The organism is Desulfosediminicola flagellatus, from assembly GCF_005116655.2.
GTDB classification, from domain to species: Bacteria; Desulfobacterota; Desulfobulbia; order Desulfobulbales; family Desulfocapsaceae; genus Desulfopila; species Desulfopila flagellata.
In genome coordinates this window covers 5,227,454-5,247,007 of the sequence record NZ_CP050698.1, presented here as the reverse complement: position 1 = coordinate 5,247,007, position 19,554 = coordinate 5,227,454, and the positions used below count along the sequence as shown (strand labels likewise).

Annotated in this window: 15 protein-coding genes; 9 read left to right on the top strand and 6 right to left on the bottom strand. The window is 47.1% G+C overall.

The window, feature by feature from the left end:
- The first annotated feature begins 6 nt into the window (after nucleotides 1–6).
- The gene (locus FCL46_RS21720; protein WP_136808936.1) at nucleotides 7–1,311 is read left to right on the top strand and encodes a TRAP transporter large permease; all 1,305 of its coding nucleotides are present in this window, start codon (nucleotides 7–9) and stop codon (nucleotides 1,309–1,311) included.
- Nucleotides 1,312–1,327: 16 nt separating this feature from the next.
- Here the strand turns inward: FCL46_RS21720 and FCL46_RS21715 are convergent, their stop codons facing one another.
- Nucleotides 1,328–1,858: a winged helix DNA-binding protein gene (locus FCL46_RS21715; RefSeq protein ID WP_136808937.1), complete on the bottom strand. Its 531-nt coding sequence runs from the start codon at nucleotides 1,856–1,858 to the stop codon at nucleotides 1,328–1,330.
- Between the two features lie 488 nt (nucleotides 1,859–2,346).
- Between FCL46_RS21715 and FCL46_RS21710 the strand changes: the two genes are divergently transcribed.
- The 3 genes from FCL46_RS21710 to FCL46_RS21700 all read left to right on the top strand — a co-directional run bounded on the left by FCL46_RS21710 (nucleotide 2,347) and on the right by FCL46_RS21700 (nucleotide 6,705).
- Complete coding sequence (locus FCL46_RS21710) at nucleotides 2,347–2,844, top strand: pyridoxamine 5'-phosphate oxidase family protein (RefSeq protein WP_136808938.1); 498 nt, start codon at nucleotides 2,347–2,349, stop codon at nucleotides 2,842–2,844.
- Nucleotides 2,810–5,008 carry a PEP/pyruvate-binding domain-containing protein gene (locus FCL46_RS21705; RefSeq protein ID WP_136808939.1) on the top strand — a complete coding sequence of 733 codons (2,199 nt, stop codon included), beginning with the start codon at nucleotides 2,810–2,812 and terminating at the stop codon, nucleotides 5,006–5,008. Before FCL46_RS21710 ends, FCL46_RS21705 begins: the two co-directional genes overlap by 35 nt.
- A 107-nt stretch (nucleotides 5,009–5,115) precedes the next feature.
- Nucleotides 5,116–6,705, top strand: a complete 1,590-nt coding sequence (locus FCL46_RS21700; protein ID WP_136808940.1) for an HD domain-containing response regulator — start codon at nucleotides 5,116–5,118, stop codon at nucleotides 6,703–6,705.
- 62 nt (nucleotides 6,706–6,767) lie between these two features.
- On the opposite strand, the gene FCL46_RS21695 is transcribed toward FCL46_RS21700, so the two are convergent.
- From FCL46_RS21695 to FCL46_RS21680, 4 genes are all read right to left on the bottom strand, one after another.
- Entirely contained in the window at nucleotides 6,768–7,724 is a 957-nt protein-coding gene (locus FCL46_RS21695) for a YbgA family protein (RefSeq protein WP_136808941.1), read from the bottom strand.
- Nucleotides 7,725–7,772: 48 nt separating this feature from the next.
- Nucleotides 7,773–9,359: a citramalate synthase gene (gene cimA / locus FCL46_RS21690; RefSeq protein WP_136808942.1), complete on the bottom strand. Its 1,587-nt coding sequence runs from the start codon at nucleotides 9,357–9,359 to the stop codon at nucleotides 7,773–7,775.
- 250 nt (nucleotides 9,360–9,609) lie between these two features.
- Nucleotides 9,610–11,490 carry a GNAT family N-acetyltransferase gene (locus FCL46_RS21685; protein ID WP_136808943.1) on the bottom strand — a complete coding sequence of 627 codons (1,881 nt, stop codon included), beginning with the start codon at nucleotides 11,488–11,490 and terminating at the stop codon, nucleotides 9,610–9,612.
- Nucleotides 11,491–11,631: 141 nt separating this feature from the next.
- Nucleotides 11,632–13,758: an acetate--CoA ligase family protein gene (locus FCL46_RS21680; RefSeq protein ID WP_136808944.1), complete on the bottom strand. Its 2,127-nt coding sequence runs from the start codon at nucleotides 13,756–13,758 to the stop codon at nucleotides 11,632–11,634.
- A 101-nt stretch (nucleotides 13,759–13,859) separates the two neighbouring features.
- On the opposite strand from FCL46_RS21680, the gene FCL46_RS21675 reads away from it, so the two are divergent.
- The 5 genes from FCL46_RS21675 (at nucleotide 13,860) to FCL46_RS21655 (ending at nucleotide 18,566) form a co-directional block, all read left to right on the top strand.
- Complete coding sequence (locus FCL46_RS21675; protein WP_153307131.1) at nucleotides 13,860–14,027, top strand: hypothetical protein; 168 nt, start codon at nucleotides 13,860–13,862, stop codon at nucleotides 14,025–14,027.
- Between the two features lie 467 nt (nucleotides 14,028–14,494).
- Complete coding sequence (locus FCL46_RS21670) at nucleotides 14,495–15,196, top strand: FadR/GntR family transcriptional regulator (RefSeq protein ID WP_136808945.1); 702 nt, start codon at nucleotides 14,495–14,497, stop codon at nucleotides 15,194–15,196.
- 332 nt (nucleotides 15,197–15,528) lie between these two features.
- Complete coding sequence (locus tag FCL46_RS21665) at nucleotides 15,529–16,602, top strand: TRAP transporter substrate-binding protein (protein ID WP_136808946.1); 1,074 nt, start codon at nucleotides 15,529–15,531, stop codon at nucleotides 16,600–16,602.
- A gap of 87 nt (nucleotides 16,603–16,689) precedes the next feature.
- Nucleotides 16,690–17,235, top strand: coding sequence for a TRAP transporter small permease subunit (locus tag FCL46_RS21660; protein ID WP_136808947.1), 546 nt, complete (start codon nucleotides 16,690–16,692; stop codon nucleotides 17,233–17,235).
- Entirely contained in the window at nucleotides 17,235–18,566 is a 1,332-nt protein-coding gene (locus FCL46_RS21655) for a TRAP transporter large permease (RefSeq protein ID WP_136808948.1), read from the top strand. The genes FCL46_RS21660 and FCL46_RS21655 overlap by 1 nt, the downstream gene beginning before the upstream one ends.
- 91 nt (nucleotides 18,567–18,657) lie before the next feature.
- Here the strand turns inward: FCL46_RS21655 and rocF are convergent, their stop codons facing one another.
- Entirely contained in the window at nucleotides 18,658–19,551 is an 894-nt protein-coding gene (gene rocF, locus FCL46_RS21650; protein WP_136808949.1) for an arginase, read from the bottom strand.
- Between the last annotated feature and the right edge of the window lie 3 nt (nucleotides 19,552–19,554).

Sequence of the window (19,554 nt, the reverse complement as noted above, 5' to 3'; positions counted from 1 at the left end):
AGCGATATGTCTGAAGTTTCCATGACCATACTATTGTTATTGGTCCTGTTCGCTCTTTTGGGCAGCGGTATCTGGGTAGCTTTTTCTTTGCTGGCAGTTGGTATGACCGGCATGTTTCTCTTTACCGAGGCGCCTTTAGGGGATGTGCTTGCCACAACGGTCTGGGGTGCGAGTAACGGCTGGGCACTTGCGGCCTTACCACTGTTTATCTGGATGGGTGAGATACTGTTTCGTTCGCGGCTATCTGAAGATATGTTTACCGCGCTTTCTCCCTGGCTGACCAAACTGCCCGGCCGACTGCTGCACGTTAATATCCTCGGATGCGGCATCTTTGCAGCGGTCTCAGGATCTTCAGCTGCAACGGCTGCGACTATCGGCAAGATGTCCATCCCCGAACTGTCGAAAAGAGGCTATCCTGAAAAAATGATGATAGGGACTCTTGCAGGTTCTGCTACGCTGGGGTTATTGATCCCGCCTTCCATTATTCTGATTGTATACGGTGTAGCTACAGAGCAGTCGATTGCCAGATTGTTTATTGCAGGGCTACTGCCTGGTATATTGCTGGTGTCTCTTTTTATCGGCTATGTGGTGATCTGGTCATTGCTAAATAAAGATGCCATTCCCCGTGATTCCGACGAGCAGATCTCGTTTAAAGAAAAAATACATCGTTCCCGTGGTCTGATTCCTGTTGTTTTACTTATTGGTGGGGTGATCGGCTCGATCTATTCGGGAATCGCTTCTCCGACTGATGCTGCTGCGGTTGGTGTCGTTTTGGCGCTGGTGCTGTCATGGCACGGTGATTCGCTCAATAGAGAGACGTTTGTTGACGGGCTGCTTGGAGCCACGAAAACGTCCTGTATGATCGCGTTTATTCTGGCAGGCGCTGCCTTTTTAACAGTGGCAATGGGTTTTACCGGAATTCCAAAGATGCTGGCCGGCTGGATATCGACTATGGACCTGTCCCCATATGCTTTGCTCGGGGCATTGACTATATTTTTTATAGTTCTCGGTTGTTTTCTGGATGGTATTTCTGTCGTGGTGCTGACAACTTCAGTGATTATGCCCATGGTTGAGCAGGCGGGAATTGATCCGCTCTGGTTCGGTATTTTTGTGGTGATCGTGGTGGAGATGTCGCAGATTACACCACCTGTCGGCTTTAACCTTTTTGTTATACAGGGGCTGACTGGGATGAACATTCTGCGGGTTGCCTATGCGGCCATCCCATTTTTTCTGCTCCTGTTGCTGGCGCTGGCAATAATTGTGGTGGTTCCTGAAGTTGTAACAATCCTGCCTGAATTCATGGCGGGATAGTCTCCCTTGCCTCAATTTAGAGTGATGATGCCGCCCGTGATGCTTGGTCGTAAATACCGGACATCAGCCGCAACAGCGCTGCTGATTCACTCATCTCTGCACTCTCCTGATCCATGGCGCGATAGGATGATGTAAGGCATTTCTCACGTATTTCCCGGTATTGCGCACACGCTTCATCGCCTTGCTCTGTGGCTGAGTAGAATATTTCTTTGCCCCGTTTTTCCCTACCTACAAGTCCTGCCTTAACAAGCTTTTTCAGCGAATAATTTACTGTGTGTTGATCTTCGACATGGAGTACAAAGCATATGTCAATGAGCCGTTTTTCCCGCTTACGATGGTTGACATTGTGTAAGACGAGAATATCCAAGGGACTGAAATCAACATGGCCCGCTGCGCTCATACACCGCATCATCCAGCGTGAGAACGCATTGTAAGCAATGATAAGGCCATATTCAAACTCACTCAATTGCCAGCTGTCGGGTGAAGTCAAATGCTCTGAGGATACAATCGGGGTTATTTCTTTTTTCGGTGTTTTTGAGTCAGTCATAATTTTTGTCGGGTCTATGTTTGCTGAAAAAAATTCAAGTTAAGCAATTATGATCTCGTAAAAGTTAGCCTTGGCGTACGGAAGGGCTCTGGAAGACCTACAACGAAGTAGATCGGGCTTTTTACGAGTCCATCAAGCAATGTTACCACAATCATTACGAAAACTGTATGGATTACGGCTCAGTATAAAAATATCTTCAGATTTTCAGGTGGTTGGTGTTGGATGTATGAAAGAATTCCTGTCAATTGTCTGTTTCGATGAATAGAATTACCACATGTCTTTAAATGATTACCATCGAAACTCAGCGGAGTGAAGTGATGGGTGAGTAGTAATAACTCAAAGCTTCTGGTATCATTTTAAGTAATTGGATTTAAAAAAATATTTAACACAAAAGCTCACGCCTTTCTCCTCACCTTTGCAAGCTGAGAGTTAGTGCTAATCACATGACTTTATATGAAATAACGAATTCATAAAATCGCGGGGTGAAGATGGATAACGATGTGCATAACAGTGGGCAGCAGATTCGCCGGGATATTGCAGAGGCGCTCGCTTCACAGAAACTTGCGGTACTGGCAACAGAACGAGACGGACAGCCTTACACCAACCTGATGGCTTTTGCTTATACAGACGATCTTGCATCTATTGTTGTGGCAACAGGCAGGGCTACCAGAAAACATATGAATCTGCAGGCAGAATCACGGGTCTCTTTGCTGATTGATACCCGCAGTAACAGCGAAGCAGACTTCCATAAAGCGGTAGCTGTCACCGTGATAGGTGATGTTAGGAATGTTGACAGCGATGAAAGACCGGAATTGGAACACCTTTACTTATCTCGACATCCTTATCTCAACGACTTTATACAGTCGCCAACCACGGCATTGCTCAAGGTGGTGGTTCACCATTATGTCATGGTTAGTCGATTTCAACAGGTAATGGAGCTTCATTTATCAGATGAAATGGATCTTTTCGCTGCAAAACAGTCATGATCTTTCGGTTTCAGAGGTAGGAGGCAAGGCGAAAGCGCTCGCGCAACTTACCGGCAGTGGCGTTCTCGTACCGAAGGCTATCTGTCTTTCAACTCTGGCATATGATCATTTTCTTGATACTCGCGGCTTACGGGAAAAGCTGAACCTGGAGCTTAATCGAAAGCAATTCAGCGATATGCGATGGGAGGAGATCTGGGACGTTGCCCTGCGTATCCGGCATCTGTTTTTACGCACTTCGCTACCTGCTGATCTCGAATGTGAAATTGAGAGATGTATCAAGATTGAGTTTAATGAGGCGCCGCTGGCCATTCGCTCATCAGCCCCCGAAGAGGATCTGGCCGGAACTTCATTTGCGGGTCTGCATGATTCGTATCTGTATATTTCCGGAAAAGAACAGGTGGTTGATCATATAAAGATGGTGTGGGCATCACTCTGGTCTGACAGGGCATTACTTTACAGACAGGAACTTTCTCTTTCGGTGAAAGAAAGCTCCATGGCGGTTGTTTTACAGGAGATGATTGCTGGTGATGTCTCTGGAGTCGGGTTTACGCGAGCTCCCCTTAGTGAAGGAAAAATGATGATTGAGGCTGTGTATGGCCTTAATCAGGGACTGGTCGATGGAACTATTGCTCCAGACCGATACCTTATTGATCGTTTGAGTTCAGCAAAGTCTGTGAGCCATGATGCTCCTGATGAGCGTAAGCAAAAGTGTGTAGGAACAGAGCAGGGGACGCATATAGTTGAACTCGACACTCAACAGAAGGAAAAAGCACCTCTCAATTCTATGCAGTTGAAAGAGCTTGCCGACCGGATGGCAGTGCTTGAGAAATTTTTTGGTTACCCGTTAGATATCGAATGGACCTTTGCTGGGGAAAAGCTGTTTATACTTCAGGCTCGGCCGATAACTGCACTTGCGACAGGCAAAAGTGACGATAAGCGCTCCTGGTACCTGAGTCTGCACAGAAGTTACGAGAACCTTCTGCAACTCTGGGATGAAGTTGAAAACCATATGTTGCCTGAAATGGAGATCGAAGCCACCGCAATGGCGGCGGTTGATTTGCCATCGCTGGATAACGGTGCACTGGCCGGCGAGATACATTACAGATTCGAAAGATCGAGCCATTGGAGTCGAAAATATTGGGATGATTGCATTCCTTTTGCTCACGGAGTCAGGCTTTTTGGTGAAGTGTATAATGATCATATGGTGCCTGATGACCCGTATGAGTTTGTGCGCCTTTTAAGTGGCGGTAAAATGTTGAGCACTGAACGAAATTCCGAGCTGCTTCGATTAGCGAAAATTGTGCAGAATGACCAGAGGCTGCAACACGTGCTCGAAAATAAGGGGGCAGATGCTATAACAGATCCCGAGCTTAAGCATGGCCTGGCTGAGCTTGAACACCGGTTTGGTAATTTCTTTGCCGGCTTGAGTGAAGAGGGGATGAATCAGCGTGATATGATCGTCAAAATCCTGCTTGAATATTCACGTTTGCCTACGTCCCCGGCTAATGAGAAAGCTCGTGATTGCAGTAGTCTTGAAGTGCGTTTTTTAGAGCGTATGGCCGATTCCGGATCCGGGTTTGACGGGAAGCAGTTGCTTAGACTTGCAAGGGCGAGTTACAGGCTTCGCGATGATGATAATATTTATATTGGTAAGATAGAACAGGCATTATCTCAGGCAATGGTAGAAGGACGTAGTCGTCTGGACCATGCTGATACTGCACTGGCTCTCGCAACACCTGATGAAATCTGTAGATTACTTGTCGGGGAGACGGTTGCTCTGGCTACGGCAGCCTCAACCACCGTCGATAATTGCAAGGAAACGGTGGAGTATGAAAGGGCGCGTCAGCTTTTGGGGCAGCCAGCCTCGCATGGTTTTGCCAAAGGTAAGGCACGGGTCATCAGGAAAGCCGCAGAAATGGCAGAGTTTAAATCTGGTGAAGTACTTATAGTTCAATCCATCGACCCGAATATGACGTTTCTTGCTCCCCTTGCCGCTGCAATTGTCGAGACACGGGGTGGGATGCTTATCCACGGAGCGATAATAGCCAGGGAGTACGGCATTCCATGTGTCACGGGCGTGAGTAAAGTACTCTCTTATGTCAAAACCGGGGACACTGTTACAGTAGATGGTTACCTTGGAATAATCACCATAGATAAAACCTGATGAAACAGTATTTCCGATTATTTTTGTATATGCCTCACTCGTATGATTAAATTATATGTCAGCTGAAGTTGTGAAATTCTGAGATACCTTTTTCCAGCTATTTTGAAATGTCAGAAGAAAAAACTGTTATTCTCGTTATAGATGATGAGCCGATGATCCGGCAGATCTTATGTGCCTTTCTTGAGCAGTGGGGGTATTCAACCCTCGATGCGGAAAATGGCAGGGAAGGCATTGATTTGTTCGAAAAGGAAGATGTAGATTTGGTGTTAACTGATCTGGATATGCCTGTTGTCGGCGGGCTTGAGGTTCTTGCGCATATCCATAAAAATTCACCTGAAACGCCTGTGGTGATTATTTCAGGAGCCGGACAACTCGATGATGCGGTGCAGAGTGTAAAGCTCGGAGCGTGGGATTATCTCACCAAGCCGATCAGTAACATGGTTATTCTGGAAAACACTATCAGTAGATGTCTTGAAAAGGTATGGCTGGTTAAGGAGAATAAGCGTTATCAGGAACATCTTGAAGTTGAAGTCGCACGAAAAACTGATGAATTGCGACGAAAGAACATCGCCTTGCAGGAAGAAATTGCAGAAAGAAAGCAAAAAGAGGCGGAGGTTCGAAGGATTAACAGGAATCTCGAGTCGATCGTTGACGTTTCCGGGCAATTATTCAGGTACACAGCGTTACGTGAACTCATGCGGGGGGTCCTGCGCTCCATGCATCATCTGCTCAGGCATGATATGGGCAGGGTAGAACTTGAGGTCCTCCATTCTGAGGGGAATTCTTTTGTTCTTCTGGCAGAAGGAGGTCAGAAAAGCATATTCTGCGGTGAAGGGAGTTTTCGCGATTGTGATGATATGTTGCTGTCAGCAGCTTTACCCGAAGATCTTCATGGGCGGGTATTGAGGGTGCTGGCTAATAAGCAGAGTGAATACGGTGATACCGATTTTCTGGGGTATATACAAACACCGAATAATGTCGCCTGTATTATTTACCTTGATGGTTGTTGTCTTGAGTCCAGGTCGGATCGCAGGTTGGTGAAGATTTATAAAAATAATATCGCCAGCGCCATCGACTCACTGATGTTGCAGGAAGAAATCATTAATACCCAGAAAGAAGTGGTGATCACACTCGGTGAGGTTATCGAGTCGCGGTCCCACGAAACCGCAAATCACGTGAAGCGGGTTGCTGAGTACACCTACCTGCTGGCAATCAAATACGGTCTGAGTGAAAAGGAAGCAATGCTGCTGCGTTTTGCTTCGCCAATGCATGATGCAGGAAAAATAGGTATACCTGATGCTGTTCTCCATAAGCCGGGGAGGCTCACGGCTGAAGAAATTGAGGTGATGCACGATCACACTATTCTCGGTTTCGATATTCTTAAGAAATCACAGAGGCAGATTTTGCAGATGGCAGCTGTTGTGGCCCATGAACATCATGAACGCTGGGATGGAGAAGGTTACCCGCAGGGTCTGATGGAAGATAATATTCACATTTATGGCAGAATTGTGGCGCTCGCAGATGTTTTTGACGCGCTTGGTTCTGTGCGCTGCTACAAAAAGGCGTGGCCTTTGGATGAAGTCGTTGAGCAGGTGAAGAGTGAGCGGGGGAGCCATTTCGATCCAGTACTTGTGGACATCCTGATTGAAAACCTGCCGGAATTTATCCGAATACGCGAGCAGTACCCTGATAAATAATTACCTGACAAATAATTGCAATAAGGTGTTCGCTCACCTAACTCCTCACTTCATATGCTCCTTTACGCATGGTTACGAAGCTTTAGCTCGATAGGGTGCGGGTTGAGGTAATATTGCTTCGCAAGGTACTCCTGATCATATTTTCTCACATAATGGTTGATCATTGTTATCGGAACGATAAGCGGGATCATGCCATCTTTGAACCTGTCAATTATTTCGATAAGTTCCTGCTTCTCATCCGCAGAAATCTTCTTTTTGAAATAGCCGAGCAGGTGCAGTAAGACGTTAGTGTGTTTTTTAAGAGTACAGCGAAGTTTCAAGGCGGTCATCAGGTGTGATTCATACTGGCTGTACAGTTCATCTTCCGGGATATGTTTGGCGCTTGCGACCAGCCGCCCCATCTCTCTGTAAATTTTTTCGCTGTGTGAGAGTAGCAGAAGTTTGTGGTGGGTATGAAACTGTATCAGGGCACCGACGCTCTTTTTTTCAGTTAGCAGCTGTCTCCATCTCCGGTGTACAAAAATTCGCTCGATGAAATTTTCGCGTAGAACAGGGTCATGCAGTCGGCCGTCTTCTTCGACCGGAAGGTTGGGGAAATGTTCCATGAAAGCACGTGCAAACATTCCAACACCCTTTTTTTCGGCCATTCCTTTACCGCTGGCAGGGTAAACCTTTACCCGTTCCATGCCGCTGCTGGGAGAGCGATTCTTAAAAATGAAGCCATCAAGTTGCTCGGATTCCAGCTGCTTGACTCTTCCCGAAGCCCAATTCTGCATCTGTTCGGTATGATCAATGTTGCTGCGGGAGGTTACCAGTCGTGGCGATTCGGGATCTCCGACAAGTCGAAGGGATTCGCGTGGGATTGACATTCCGCATTCAACTTCAGGGCAGACAGGAACATATTCAACATAGACGCCAAGAGTACCTGTCAGGTATTTGTCATGTTGATGCCCACCGTCGAAACGGACCATGTTACCCATCAGGCAAGAACTGATGCCGAGACGAATCCTGTTATCCATATCTTTCTCCTGAAGTTGTTTGAGAGGCTGTATTGTAGGCAGCGTTTACTACTGTTTTTCCTTCATCAGCTTGTAGTTGATCGCATCGATCAGGGCCTGCCAGCTTGCCTCTATAATGTTAACTGAAACACCGACAGTTGACCAGCTGCATTTGCGGTCGCGGCTTTCAACAAGAACTCTGACTTTCGCTTCAGTGCCATGCTCTCCGGAAAGTACACGTACCTTGTAATCAGCAAGTTCCATTTCCTCAAGACATGGGTAAAAACGAACAAGCGCTTTTCTGATTGCCTTATCGAGTGCGTTGACAGGACCATCGCCCATTGCGGCGGTATGTACTTCGTCACCGTGTACATAGAGTCGGATGGTGGCCTCAGTGAGAGGTGGTTGCTCCATGCTGAACTTATGATTCATGACCCGGAAGGTCTCGAACTTGAAATACTGTTTTTGTAACCCCATGGCGCGTCGCATAAGGATTTCAAAGCTCGCTTCGGCTCCTTCAAAAGAAAAGCCGCGGTTTTCCAGGTCTTTCAGTTCACTTATAATAGAAGGCAGTACCGGATCTTTTGAGTCGAGGTTAAGACCCCAGAGCTTTGCCTTATGCAGAATATTTGAGCGTCCGGCCTGGTCAGATATAAGAATTCTGCGAATGTTGCCAACCTTATCCGGTTCGATATGCTCGTAGGTGAGTGGGTTACGTTTAACCGCGCTCACATGTATACCGCCCTTATGAGCAAATGCGGATTCACCGACATATGCCTGGTAGCGGTTATGAGGCAGGTTGGCCAGTTCGTTCACCAGTCGCGAAGTGGAGTAAAGCCTGTCTATATGTTGCTGCAGGTTGCAACTGAGACCCATCTTGAAAATGAGTGCCGGGATTATGGAGGTCAGGTTGGCATTACCGCATCTCTCGCCATATCCGTTGATTGTACCCTGAACATGGTCAGCGCCTGAATTAACGGCGAGTAATGCGTTAGCAACAGCAGATTCAGAGTCGTTATGAGAGTGGATGCCAATCTTTACATGATGATTGTTGTCAGCCAGATGCTGTTTTACATGCAGTATTATGGGTGCGATCTCGTGGGGCAGAGTGCCTCCATTAGTGTCACAGAGAACAAGTGTTTCAGCGCCGCCTTCCGCCGCTTTAAGCAGTGTCGCAAGTGCATACTCTTCGTTGTTCTTATAGCCGTCAAAGAAATGCTCTGCATCGTAGATGAGATGCTCAACGAACGGGCGAAGATACTCTAACGTGTCTTTTATGATCTGAAGATTGTCTTCCAGTTCGATATTCAGCGCCTCAATAACGTGAATATCCCAGCTCTTACCAAAAATGGTGATCGCTTGTGGTTTGGCATCAATCAGTGCCTGAAGGTTTGGATCTTCAGCAGGACTGTTTTTGAAATGACGGGTTGAACCGAAGGCTGCAAGTTTTGCATTCTTCAGTTTGATGTCCTGCATTTTTTCAAAATACTCAACAGAGACGGGATTTGATCCTGGCCAGCCGCCTTCAATGAAATCAATACCAAGTTGGTCCAGTGCCCGGGTAATTCGAATTTTATCTTCCACCGAAAGGTTGAAGTTCTCGGCCTGAGTACCGTCACGAAGCGTGGTATCGTAGATTTCTATTGATCTCCCCATCTGAGTATACGTCCTTTCTATGCTGGTGTTGATGAAAACATGATGTCTTCTGTAGGATTATAACGGATTATTCGCAGGAACCGAGCATAATAAAGAAAAAAGACCAAAATGCAAAGAAATATTAGTCTGAATAATCTGCGAGTCTGACTGGTTTGCACGTTTGAGCTCAAGGGTGCGGTTGTAGGCTGTAACCGCAAGCCCTTGATAATGCCGTATATGAATATGGCAGGTTGTTTTGTTGCGCTATCTCTTAGAAATCGAGGGTGAATTTGTAAACCCCTTCCTGGAGCGATGTGGTGACTTCATGGCCTGAGTGGTTGAATATTGTCTGCATCCTCTGGTTTTCTCTCAGGACGTTTGCCGTAAAACCATGAATACCGTTGATGATTGCACAGTTTGTGAGATGTTTGAACAGCGCCGAACCTATACCGCGGTTCTGCCAGGTATCACGCACCACAAAGGCAACCTCGGCACGGTTATCTTCCTCATCAAGGACGTATCTGCCTACACCGATGATACTCTCACCATGCGCTTCCGGCACAGTTGCCACAATGGTCACCTCTCGCCGGTGATCGACATAGACGAAGTCCTGAATCTGGCGTTGTGAGAAGTTTGACTGTCTACTCATAAACCGATAATAGACGGTTTCTTTGGATAGATCGTACATCAGGTCGCGCATACCAGGTTCGTCGGTTGGCTGTACGCCGCGCAGAGTGATTTGGGTGCCGTCTCTCAGCAGCATGGCATCGCGCATGTCGTCATCCTGATTCATGCTGAATTTGTAGCCGACTTCTGCCAGTTCCGGTCGTATAAAGTGAGCTTCTATAGCCTGGTTAAACAACTCTTCACGGAAATCCGGGTGGGCAATGGAAATGAGTGAGAGGACACGCTCCTGAATTGATTTGCCATGCAGGTAAGCAACTCCGTATTCGGTGACGATGTAATATATATCGCCTCTGGTTACAACCACTCCAGAGCCGGTGCTCAGGTGAGGAACGATGTTGGATCGCTTACCGTCCGGGTCGGTTGATGGCAGGGTGATGATAGATTTGCCATCTTTTGCACGGGCGGCCCCACGGTTGAAGTCGATAAATCCGCCGATTCCAGAATAGAGCTGGCCTAAATGTGAGTCTGTTGAAACCTGGCCGGTAAGGTCAATTTCACGGGCCGTGTTGATTGCGACCATCCTGGTCTGACTGCTGATTACCTGACTGTCGTTTACATACTCTGTCGGCCTGAAGCAGAAGAGCGGGTTGTTGTTAATTACATCGTAGAGCTTTCTGGTGCCAAGGCAAAAACTGGTGACTATTTTCCCGCGATCGCTGGATTTGCGGGCTCCTGTAACAGCGCCGGATGCTATTAGTGCCAGAACAGCATCAGTTATCATCTCACTGTGAATGCCTAGGTCCTTTTTGTCATGCAGAAATTCAAGAGTAGCGTGAGGAATGCGGCCGTAGTCGTCGAGGCGACCAAAGCCAAACTCGATTGTCGCGCCATCCGGAATGAGGGTGGCAACGCGTTTACCGATTTTTCTGGAGATAGGGTGTACCGGTTCATCCTCCCGCTCTAAAAGCGGAATATCTACCGGAACCAGAATGTCGAGATCGTGGACATTGATCAGGCTGTCGCCGAGTGTTTTCGGCATCTGTGGATTTACCTGAGCAATGACGAGTGAGGCATTATCAATAGCACTTTTAACGATATCAACCGAGATGCCGAGGCTGACCATGCCATTCTCGTTGGGTGGGCTTACCTGTATCAAGGCGACATCGATCGGCATCCGGCCTGAGTTGAAGAGTTGCGGGATATCTGAGAGCAACATGGGAGTGTAGCTGCCAAGCCCTTCCTGAATAATTGACCTGACATTTTTACCGATAAAAAACGAATTGAGTCGGAAACTGTTAGAATAATTCGGACGGGCATATGAGGCATCACCCTTGGTGAAAAGTTGAAGAACCTCAACGTCTGCAAGGCTATCCGCCCGAGCTGTGAGGGCGCTGACCAGTACTGTCGGTTCACCGCACCCGGTGCCTATAAAAACGCGCTGACCTGAGCGGACATTCCGCAGAGCCTTCCTCGGACTGTTGATCATTGCGCGATAGCTATCCTGCCAGTTGTAATCAAAATTCATCGTAATACCCTTTAGAAATAGTGCTTGAGCGAAAACCTGCAAATTTTTTCAAGTTCAAGGCGGCCGATACATTTTAACCAGAAGAATACTTTAAGTATTTTGAGGATTAAAATGTGAGACCAACGAAGAAATTGTCGGTTTTCAGTCGGGCACTAGATAGCGTTTGGTCTTCTTGGGCGGTTCCGACAACTGTATACGTACATCGGCAACAACCGGTTCTGTTCCATATTCTCCGACAAAAAACGGGTTGATCTCAAGCTCAGTGATCTCTTTGAAATCGGTAGTCAGCTGACTGACGCGCTGTAAGGCTGTTGCGATTGTGTCTATGTCTACGCCCTTTCGGCCGGCCTTGCCCTGAAGAACGTCATACGAGCGTGTAGATGTGAGCATCTGGATTGCTTCTTCATGGGTTATCGGGGCGAGGTTGAAAGTGACATCTTTCATCACTTCAACAAAGATACCGCCAAGCCCGAACATCAGCATAGGCCCGAATTGCGGGTCACGGGTCATGCCGAGTATCACTTCTATTCCATGATCTTCCATGCGCTCAAGATAAATTCCTTCAACCCGGGCTTCCGGCATTTTTTGACCTATACGGAGCATCATCAGGTCATAACTGTCTTTAACCTGTTGGACTGAGGTGATATTGAGGCGCACTCCTCCAATGGACGTTTTGTGAATGACATCAGGGGAGGCGATCTTCATTGCCAGCGGAAAGCCGATATGTCGTGCATGTTCAACTGCTTCGTCGCGGGAGGTTACGAGGCGGCCTTCCGGTATGGTGAAGCCGTACGCTTCCAGAACCTTTTTTGCCTTAACTTCGCTTAGCCTGAAGATACCGTTGGATCTACTTCTATTGATGGTCTGTCCGGCTCGTCTGCGGTTTACGCGAAAGCGGGTGATTACACGGGGAGGGCGCGATTTCCATTTGGCGTATTGGTGCATGGCTTTAAGTGCTGCAACTGCCCGTTCAGGTGATGGGAAATCTGGTAGGCCGGCGGCAATAAGTTGATCGCGACCGGTCATGATGCTTTTTCCGCCCATAAATGAAACAAAGACAGGTTTGGAGCCATCGATTACACGGGCAATGGTTTGAGCGGTTTCCTCTGGCGCGGTCATCGTCTGTGGAGTCAAAATGATGATTATGCTGTCAACAGCAGGGTCTTTCTGTGCTGCGGCAAGGGTTTCGCCATAGCGCTCAGGAGGTGCGTCACCCAGGACGTCGATAGGATTGTTGGTGGAGGCTGAAGATGGAAGTTTTTCTCTCAGGGAGGTGGCGGTGTTGCTTGCCAGTTCGGCTACAGTCATTCCTGAATGTTCTACAGCGTCAGCAGCCATTGTGCCGGGACCGCCGGCGTTGCTGATTATGAGTACCCTGTCTCCTGCCGGGAGAGGCTGCATGGAAAATGCGGTGGCATAATCAAAGAGTGCTTCGAAGGTGTCTGCGCGAATGACCCCTGATCGTTTAAAAGCTGCTGCGTATGCTGTATCGGTTCCGGCCATAACACCTGTGTGGCTGGCAGCTGCACGTCTGCCAACTTCGCTGGTGCCGGATTTGAGTATAATTACAGGTTTTCTATTGGCTGTTTCTGTTGCCACCTTGATGAAGCTGTCACCAGAGACGATATTTTCAAGGTAACCAACAATAACTGCGGTATCGGGGTCATTGCCAAGATATTCCAGAAGATCGTTTTCGCAGATGTCGGCTTTATTGCCGATGCTGATAAGTTTTGAAAGGCCGAGGTCGCGGTCGTTTGCAACATCAATAATTGAAGAGCAGAGGGCGCCGGACTGTGAGAAGACGCTGACATTACCTTTTTTAGGCATCTGTCCCGCAAAGGACGCGTTGAGATGATACTGAGAGTTTATCAGGCCGAGGCAGTTAGGGCCGAGAAGGCGGGCTCCGTTTCTGCGACACAGTTCAGCGACTTCTCTCTCGAGAATGACGCCATCCTGATCTGTTTCCTTGAATCCTGCGGTGATAACAATGATGGTTCTGGCGCCTTTTTTTAGACTCTGTCTGGCAGCGTGTATCACATCAGTTTTAGGAACAGCGATTATGGCCTGGTCTATGGTGCCGTCATATTCGTCGAGGTTGGTGAATACTTTTTGCTCAAAAAGCTCACCTCCTGCAGGGTTTACAGGAATTATAGTTCCTGTAAATCCGCCCTGTACGAGATTTGCGAGGATGTCATGGCCGACCTTGCCCGGGGATCTTGAAGCGCCGATCAGGGCTAACGTTTGAGGGAAAAATAGATGTGTCAGCATACGTTCGATTACCCGTCTGGTTCTGAGATAACTGGAGTTGTTTAGAATCGTCCGATCTGTTTCTCGGTTTGTCTGTATGAGTCAAGATAATGGGATTGTAAATGAAGTCCAGCATTATTGAATACTACTCATCCGAAAAGAACCTGACTGGTGAAAAATTCGGTGGGAGTACGTGCAATGATAATGTGACCGGATTCAGGCATAATGAGGATATGGATGGAGTTTGGGATATTGACGAAAGATTTACAATTAAAGGTATAGTCAGATGACCAGGAGTGCTTCTGGGCATAGGGGGATTGGTCGTACCAATTTTTGTGATGTTGGCTTTTGATCTTACTGCAAAAGCGAGTTGGTTGTTGCAATTCACTGATCTATCGGGCATAGTATATGGACTTTAAAACGTTGTTCAGGAGATGGATATTTGCCTATTGTCGTCGACTAAATGGTAGGACCAATAGTCGGTGTTGGGTGGCCTGATTACAGGTTGTCTAGATGTTTTATGATTAAGTTGTTGAAAATGCAAAACATATTGCGGTATGTAAAATAAACCGTGTGAAGTTGACAAAATTCAGAGACCAGTTTTCAGCGGGAGAACGATACCTGAACTGGTTAATCGCCTTTCAGGCGGGATCTATATTGTCAGATAAATAACATTGCAGGTGAGTGGTTCTGAACCATTAACGATTTTGATTCAGTCATTTACTTTGGCATGTAAAATTATAGTATTGAAGGTAATATGAAGCTTAAACCTATCAGGCCAAAACGGATATCAGACCAGGTCTTTGAACAGATCAGAGAATTAATATATAAAGGTGAATTCAAGCCGGGGCAGCAGATTCTGCCAGAACGTGAATTGGCTGTTTCCATGGCGGTCAGCCGTACTTCGGTTCGTAACGCGATTAATAAACTTGTGACTATGGGGTTGCTTGAGCATCGTCAGGGGCAGGGTACTTTTGTCAGTTCACCTGACAGTCGAAAAGGAAATCCTCTCGCTGCGGTGATGAATACCGAAGAGGCCACTCTTGATGATCTGCTCGAGGTTCGCATGGGGCTGGAAGCAAACGCCGCTGTTCTTGCTGCTCAACGGGCAACTGAAAACGATATCCTTTCCATGGAGCGTTCGCTCGAAGAAATGATAGATGATCTTGAAGCAACAGATAAGATAAATACTGAATCTGATGCTGCATTTCATATGGCAGTTGCCTTTGCTACCAAAAATCCTGTGCTCATTCATCTCATGCGTAATTTCTATGATTTTCTTTTTATCGGTATTAAGAAAAATCTCACGCATATGTATCAGGATTCCAATAGTTTGCATGACGCCTTAAGCCATCATAAAGAGGTGTTTGCAGCCATTCGTGATCGTGAGCCTGAAAAAGCAGGGCGGGCTATGCAAGAGCATATCCGATATGTCCAGAAATACTTCCGGTCCCGGTAGCGTTCACGTGGTATAACTCCGCTCTTCTCTATCATGTTATCTCCGGCACACGAATCAACTGTGTTTGGTGTGCCGGAACATTGTTCGGTTTTAAAATGCAAGGTCAGAACAATGTTAATCTTTTTTTTGTGGTTTCCTGAACAAAACTGTCTGTTATTTCAATGAAAGCCCCTTTTCTTATCTGAAACCATGTTTCATTTGTTGCCAATTCAGTGCTGCCGTATTAGATATCACGTGATGAATTGACTGTCATACCGGATCGTTCTGGCGTAAACCGGTGTGGTAGCGCCCTTAACAGGGGGCGATATGCAAATACAACAACAGGAGTTAAAATGAGACGTATAGGTAAGATAGCTTTAGTTGCTGCTGCATTTATGCTTGCTGCAACACCGGCAATGGCTGAAAAGAAGGTTCGCTGGAAATTGGCGATGAGCTGGCCAAGTACCCTTAGCCCGCTGGCGGATTCAGGGCCACGGATCGCTGAGCTGGTAAATGAAATGTCCGGTGGTAATTTTGAGATTCGGGTTGAAGGTGCAGAAAGACATAAGGCAGCACTTGGTATTCTCGATATGGTCAAAGGTGGTCAGTACGAAATGGGCCATTCCGCATCGTATTATTGGAAGGGCAAGGATATTTCCACCGTCTTCTTTACCACAGTGCCGTTTGGTATGACCGCAGCTGAGCAGTATGCATGGACGTATAATAATGACGGGCAGGCATTACAGCAGAAAGTATTCGATAAGTTTGATGTACTCTCGTACCCCGGCGGTAATACCGGTGTGCAGATGGGTGGCTGGTTCCGCAAGGAAATCAAAACACTTGATGACCTCAAAGGATTGAAGATGCGTATCCCGGGCATGGGTGGAGAAGTTTTCGCCAAGCTTGGTGTTGCAGTTACCAACATTCCTGCGGGTGAATTGTATACATCCCTGGATCGTGGTACCATTGATGCACTTGAGTGGGTAGGACCTGGTCTGGATATCAAAATGGGATTTCACAAGATCGCACCATTTTACTATACCGGATGGCAGGAACCTTCTGCTGAGACACAGTTCCTTGTAAATAAAAGTGAATTTGAAAAACTTTCGCCAGCAAATCAAGCGATACTCAAGTGCGCAATCAAGACTGTTGCCGCTGAGATGACATCGTTACATTTTGATACTAACGCCAAGGCATGGCAGGCAATGAAGGCTGAGTTCCCTGGTATTAAACTCAGAACCTTTCCGCCGGAAATCCTGAAAGAGATGAAGAAGGCTTCAGATGAAGTTATGGAAGCATATGCTGCAGAGAATGCAGAGTTTAATGAGGTTTATGAATCGTATAAGGCCTATATAGCTAAAGCGCGTGACTGGTCAAAGATGTCTGAGTATCTGTACATTCAGACAACAGAGCAGGTTAAGGAATAAACCGCAAACAGCAGTAGGTTCTATCTGAGCCGTCTGTCCACCGTCATCGGAGGACGGACGGTTTTTGTTTTGTAGCAGGAGTGTGAAATGTTGATCAGGGTGGAACAATTTTATCAGCGGATAAACAGGGTGGCGGGGAAAATCCTGTCAGGTGTACTGGTGCTGATGACGCTTAACGTCTTCTACGATGTTATTATGCGCTATTTCTTTCATAATAGCTCTGTCGGTATGCAGGAGATGGAATGGCACCTTTTTTCGGTGATCATCCTGTTCGGTGTGTCGGTAGCGCTACTGGATGAGGGGCATGTTCGTGTCGATTTTTTGTATGATCGATACAAGCCGCGCACTAAGGCGCTGATCAATATTATCGGTACCGTATTTTTCCTGCTTCCGCTGGCTATTCTTATTTTATCGGGATCGTTTAGTTTTGTATGGGATGCCTATTCTATCGGTGAGATATCAGAAGATCCGGGTGGATTGCACTATCGCTGGATAATTAAAGGCATGATTCCGCTGGCATTTGCGTATCTGATTTTCTCTGCTGTCGGTTATACTGTCAAGAATATCAATCTGTTTCGTCAGTTCAGTCAGAAAGACCCTCAAGCTGGGGATAGTGCAGGGGAGGTGAACTGATGGTTGGTATTATCATGTTTGGTGCCGCCTTAATGATGCTGGTAATCGGTTATCCCGTGGCGTTTACCTTTGGTTCTGTTTCCATCTTTTTCGGAATCCTCGCAGCGATTGTAGAACTTGCTCCTGATCTTACCACGATGTATGTGGTGGAAGAGTTTCTCTCAATGTTTTCCATGATGCCGTTTCGTATTTACTCCATCATGAATAACACGATCCTGATGGCGGTCCCGCTGTTTATCTTTATGGGTATAGTGCTGCAGAAATCTGATCTTGCAGAACGACTGCTTGAAGCTATGGGCACGTTGTTTGGCAAGGTAAGAGGTGGTGTCGCAGTAAGTACTGTACTTGTGGGAACTCTGCTTGCCGCCTCCACCGGTGTGGTTGGTGCGTCTGTTGTTGCTATGGGAGTTATCTCGCTGCCGGTAATGCTCAAATACGGTTACTCCAAAAGGCTGGCTACAGGAACCATCTGTGCTGCAGGTACCCTTGGACAGATTATTCCCCCGTCCATTGTGCTGATTATTCTGGGCGATGTCTTCCAGCAACCAGTGGGTGACCTTTTTCAGGCGGCACTAAAACCCGGCCTGATTCTTGTGGTTTGCTATATCGCTTTTATTCTGATCTGGGCATTTTTCGATAAGACTGTTGCCCCACCCATGCCACCTCAGACCGGCTCGAAGATTGGTAATTTACGACGTGCTTTCTTTGCTATTATCCCGCCGCTTACTCTCATCATAATGGTTCTGGGTTCTATTTTTGCCGGTATCGCGACACCTACAGAATCGGCTGCAGTAGGTAGTGTGGGTGCAATGGCACTTGCGGCGCTATACCGTAAACTCAGCTGGAAAATCGTTGAAGAGGCATCGCTTGAAACGGTTAAAATCACTGCGATGGTGTTTGCTATCCTCATTGGTGCAACAGCTTTCTCAATGGTTTTTGTCTATAGCGGCGCTGACTATATTGTAGAAGAGACGCTGACTAACCTGCCAGGCCAGAAGTGGACATTTTTAATACTCTCGATGCTGGCAATTATGGTGCTCGGATTCTTTATTGATTTTATCGAGATCAGCTACATTGTTGTGCCGATATTGTTGCCGATTGCAGAAATTATTGGAATCAATCCTTTATGGTATGCGATCCTTATAGCAATGAATTTGCAGACGTCATTTCTGACACCGCCGTTCGGGTTTTCACTCTTTTATCTCAAAGGAGTCTGTCCGCCCGATGTGCGAACGGTTGACCTCTATCGAGGTGTAATTCCGTTTATTGTTATTCAGATACTTGTGTTGATTTCAATTGTTATCTTCCCAGGATTTTACGGTTTTACCTGATAATACGCAGAACACATTTACCAACAAAAAAGCTGTTTACCTTCACAAGGTAAACAGCTTTTTTTGTTTATAGAATACGTATCTGATTGTTTTAGATGATAGATTTGCCAAATAGTGATGAGGCAAGCGAAACAGCCATCTCACCTGATCGGTTCCCCACATCGAGGATAGGGTTGATCTCCATGATATCCACAGAGTGAAGCTTGTTGGTATCTGCGATGATTTCCATGATGAGTTGGCCTTCACGGTAGGTAAGACCCCCGCGGGAAGGAGTCCCGACTCCAGGCGCTTCAATGGGGTCCATTACATCCATATCAAAGCTAACGTGGATTCTCGGCAGATACTCAAACTTCGCCAGGGCTTTGATGAGTACTGCGTGCATGCCGATTTCGTCAATGTCGCGCATTGTGAAAATCGTGCAGCCTGATTCTTTCAAGAGAACCTTCTCTTGAGCATCAAGATCACGAACACCAATCACCACTACCTGATCGGGTGAGACTTTGGGGCCGGGGCGTCCTACATCAACCAGTTTTGCAGGGCCGTACCCCAACAGCGCGGAGAGAGCCATACCGTGAACATTACAGCTCGACGATGTCTCGGGAGTGTTGAAATCGCCATGTGCATCAACCCAGATAAGACCAACCGGATCGTCGTGAGTAACGCCACCGACAGTACCGATAGAGGCAGAGTGATCGCCACCCAGAAAGATTGGGATCTCTCCTTTACGAACAGCTTTTTTACCCATATCATACGCAGTTTTACATGCCTGCCGAATAGGCACGAGGCGTTCTTTCAGGCTGCTGTCCTTTAAGCTGAAGACTCCAGGGATGCTGATGTTTCCACTGTCTCGTACAGAGTGGCCAAGGCCGGTAAGTTTCCTGGTGAGCCCGGCATAGCGGATGGCGCTCGGTCCCATGTCAACGCCGCGCTGGTTCTGGCCGAGATCCATGGGGACACCGATGATGCGTAATTTTTTATCTTTCATGGT

What these genes read in the sequence shown, in the direction of transcription:
- FCL46_RS21720 (WP_136808936.1), top strand. Translation starts at nt 7, where the DNA reads ATGTCTGAAGTTTCCATGACCATACTATTGTTATTGGTCCTGTTCGCT.
- FCL46_RS21715 (WP_136808937.1), bottom strand. Translation starts at nt 1,858, where the DNA reads ATGACTGACTCAAAAACACCGAAAAAAGAAATAACCCCGATTGTATCC.
- FCL46_RS21710 (WP_136808938.1), top strand. Translation starts at nt 2,347, where the DNA reads ATGGATAACGATGTGCATAACAGTGGGCAGCAGATTCGCCGGGATATT.
- FCL46_RS21705 (WP_136808939.1), top strand. Translation starts at nt 2,810, where the DNA reads ATGAAATGGATCTTTTCGCTGCAAAACAGTCATGATCTTTCGGTTTCA.
- FCL46_RS21700 (WP_136808940.1), top strand. Translation starts at nt 5,116, where the DNA reads ATGTCAGAAGAAAAAACTGTTATTCTCGTTATAGATGATGAGCCGATG.
- FCL46_RS21695 (WP_136808941.1), bottom strand. Translation starts at nt 7,724, where the DNA reads ATGGATAACAGGATTCGTCTCGGCATCAGTTCTTGCCTGATGGGTAAC.
- cimA (WP_136808942.1), bottom strand. Translation starts at nt 9,359, where the DNA reads ATGGGGAGATCAATAGAAATCTACGATACCACGCTTCGTGACGGTACT.
- FCL46_RS21685 (WP_136808943.1), bottom strand. Translation starts at nt 11,490, where the DNA reads ATGAATTTTGATTACAACTGGCAGGATAGCTATCGCGCAATGATCAAC.
- FCL46_RS21680 (WP_136808944.1), bottom strand. Translation starts at nt 13,758, where the DNA reads ATGCTGACACATCTATTTTTCCCTCAAACGTTAGCCCTGATCGGCGCT.
- FCL46_RS21675 (WP_153307131.1), top strand. Translation starts at nt 13,860, where the DNA reads ATGAAGTCCAGCATTATTGAATACTACTCATCCGAAAAGAACCTGACT.
- FCL46_RS21670 (WP_136808945.1), top strand. Translation starts at nt 14,495, where the DNA reads ATGAAGCTTAAACCTATCAGGCCAAAACGGATATCAGACCAGGTCTTT.
- FCL46_RS21665 (WP_136808946.1), top strand. Translation starts at nt 15,529, where the DNA reads ATGAGACGTATAGGTAAGATAGCTTTAGTTGCTGCTGCATTTATGCTT.
- FCL46_RS21660 (WP_136808947.1), top strand. Translation starts at nt 16,690, where the DNA reads ATGTTGATCAGGGTGGAACAATTTTATCAGCGGATAAACAGGGTGGCG.
- FCL46_RS21655 (WP_136808948.1), top strand. Translation starts at nt 17,235, where the DNA reads ATGGTTGGTATTATCATGTTTGGTGCCGCCTTAATGATGCTGGTAATC.
- rocF (WP_136808949.1), bottom strand. Translation starts at nt 19,551, where the DNA reads ATGAAAGATAAAAAATTACGCATCATCGGTGTCCCCATGGATCTCGGC.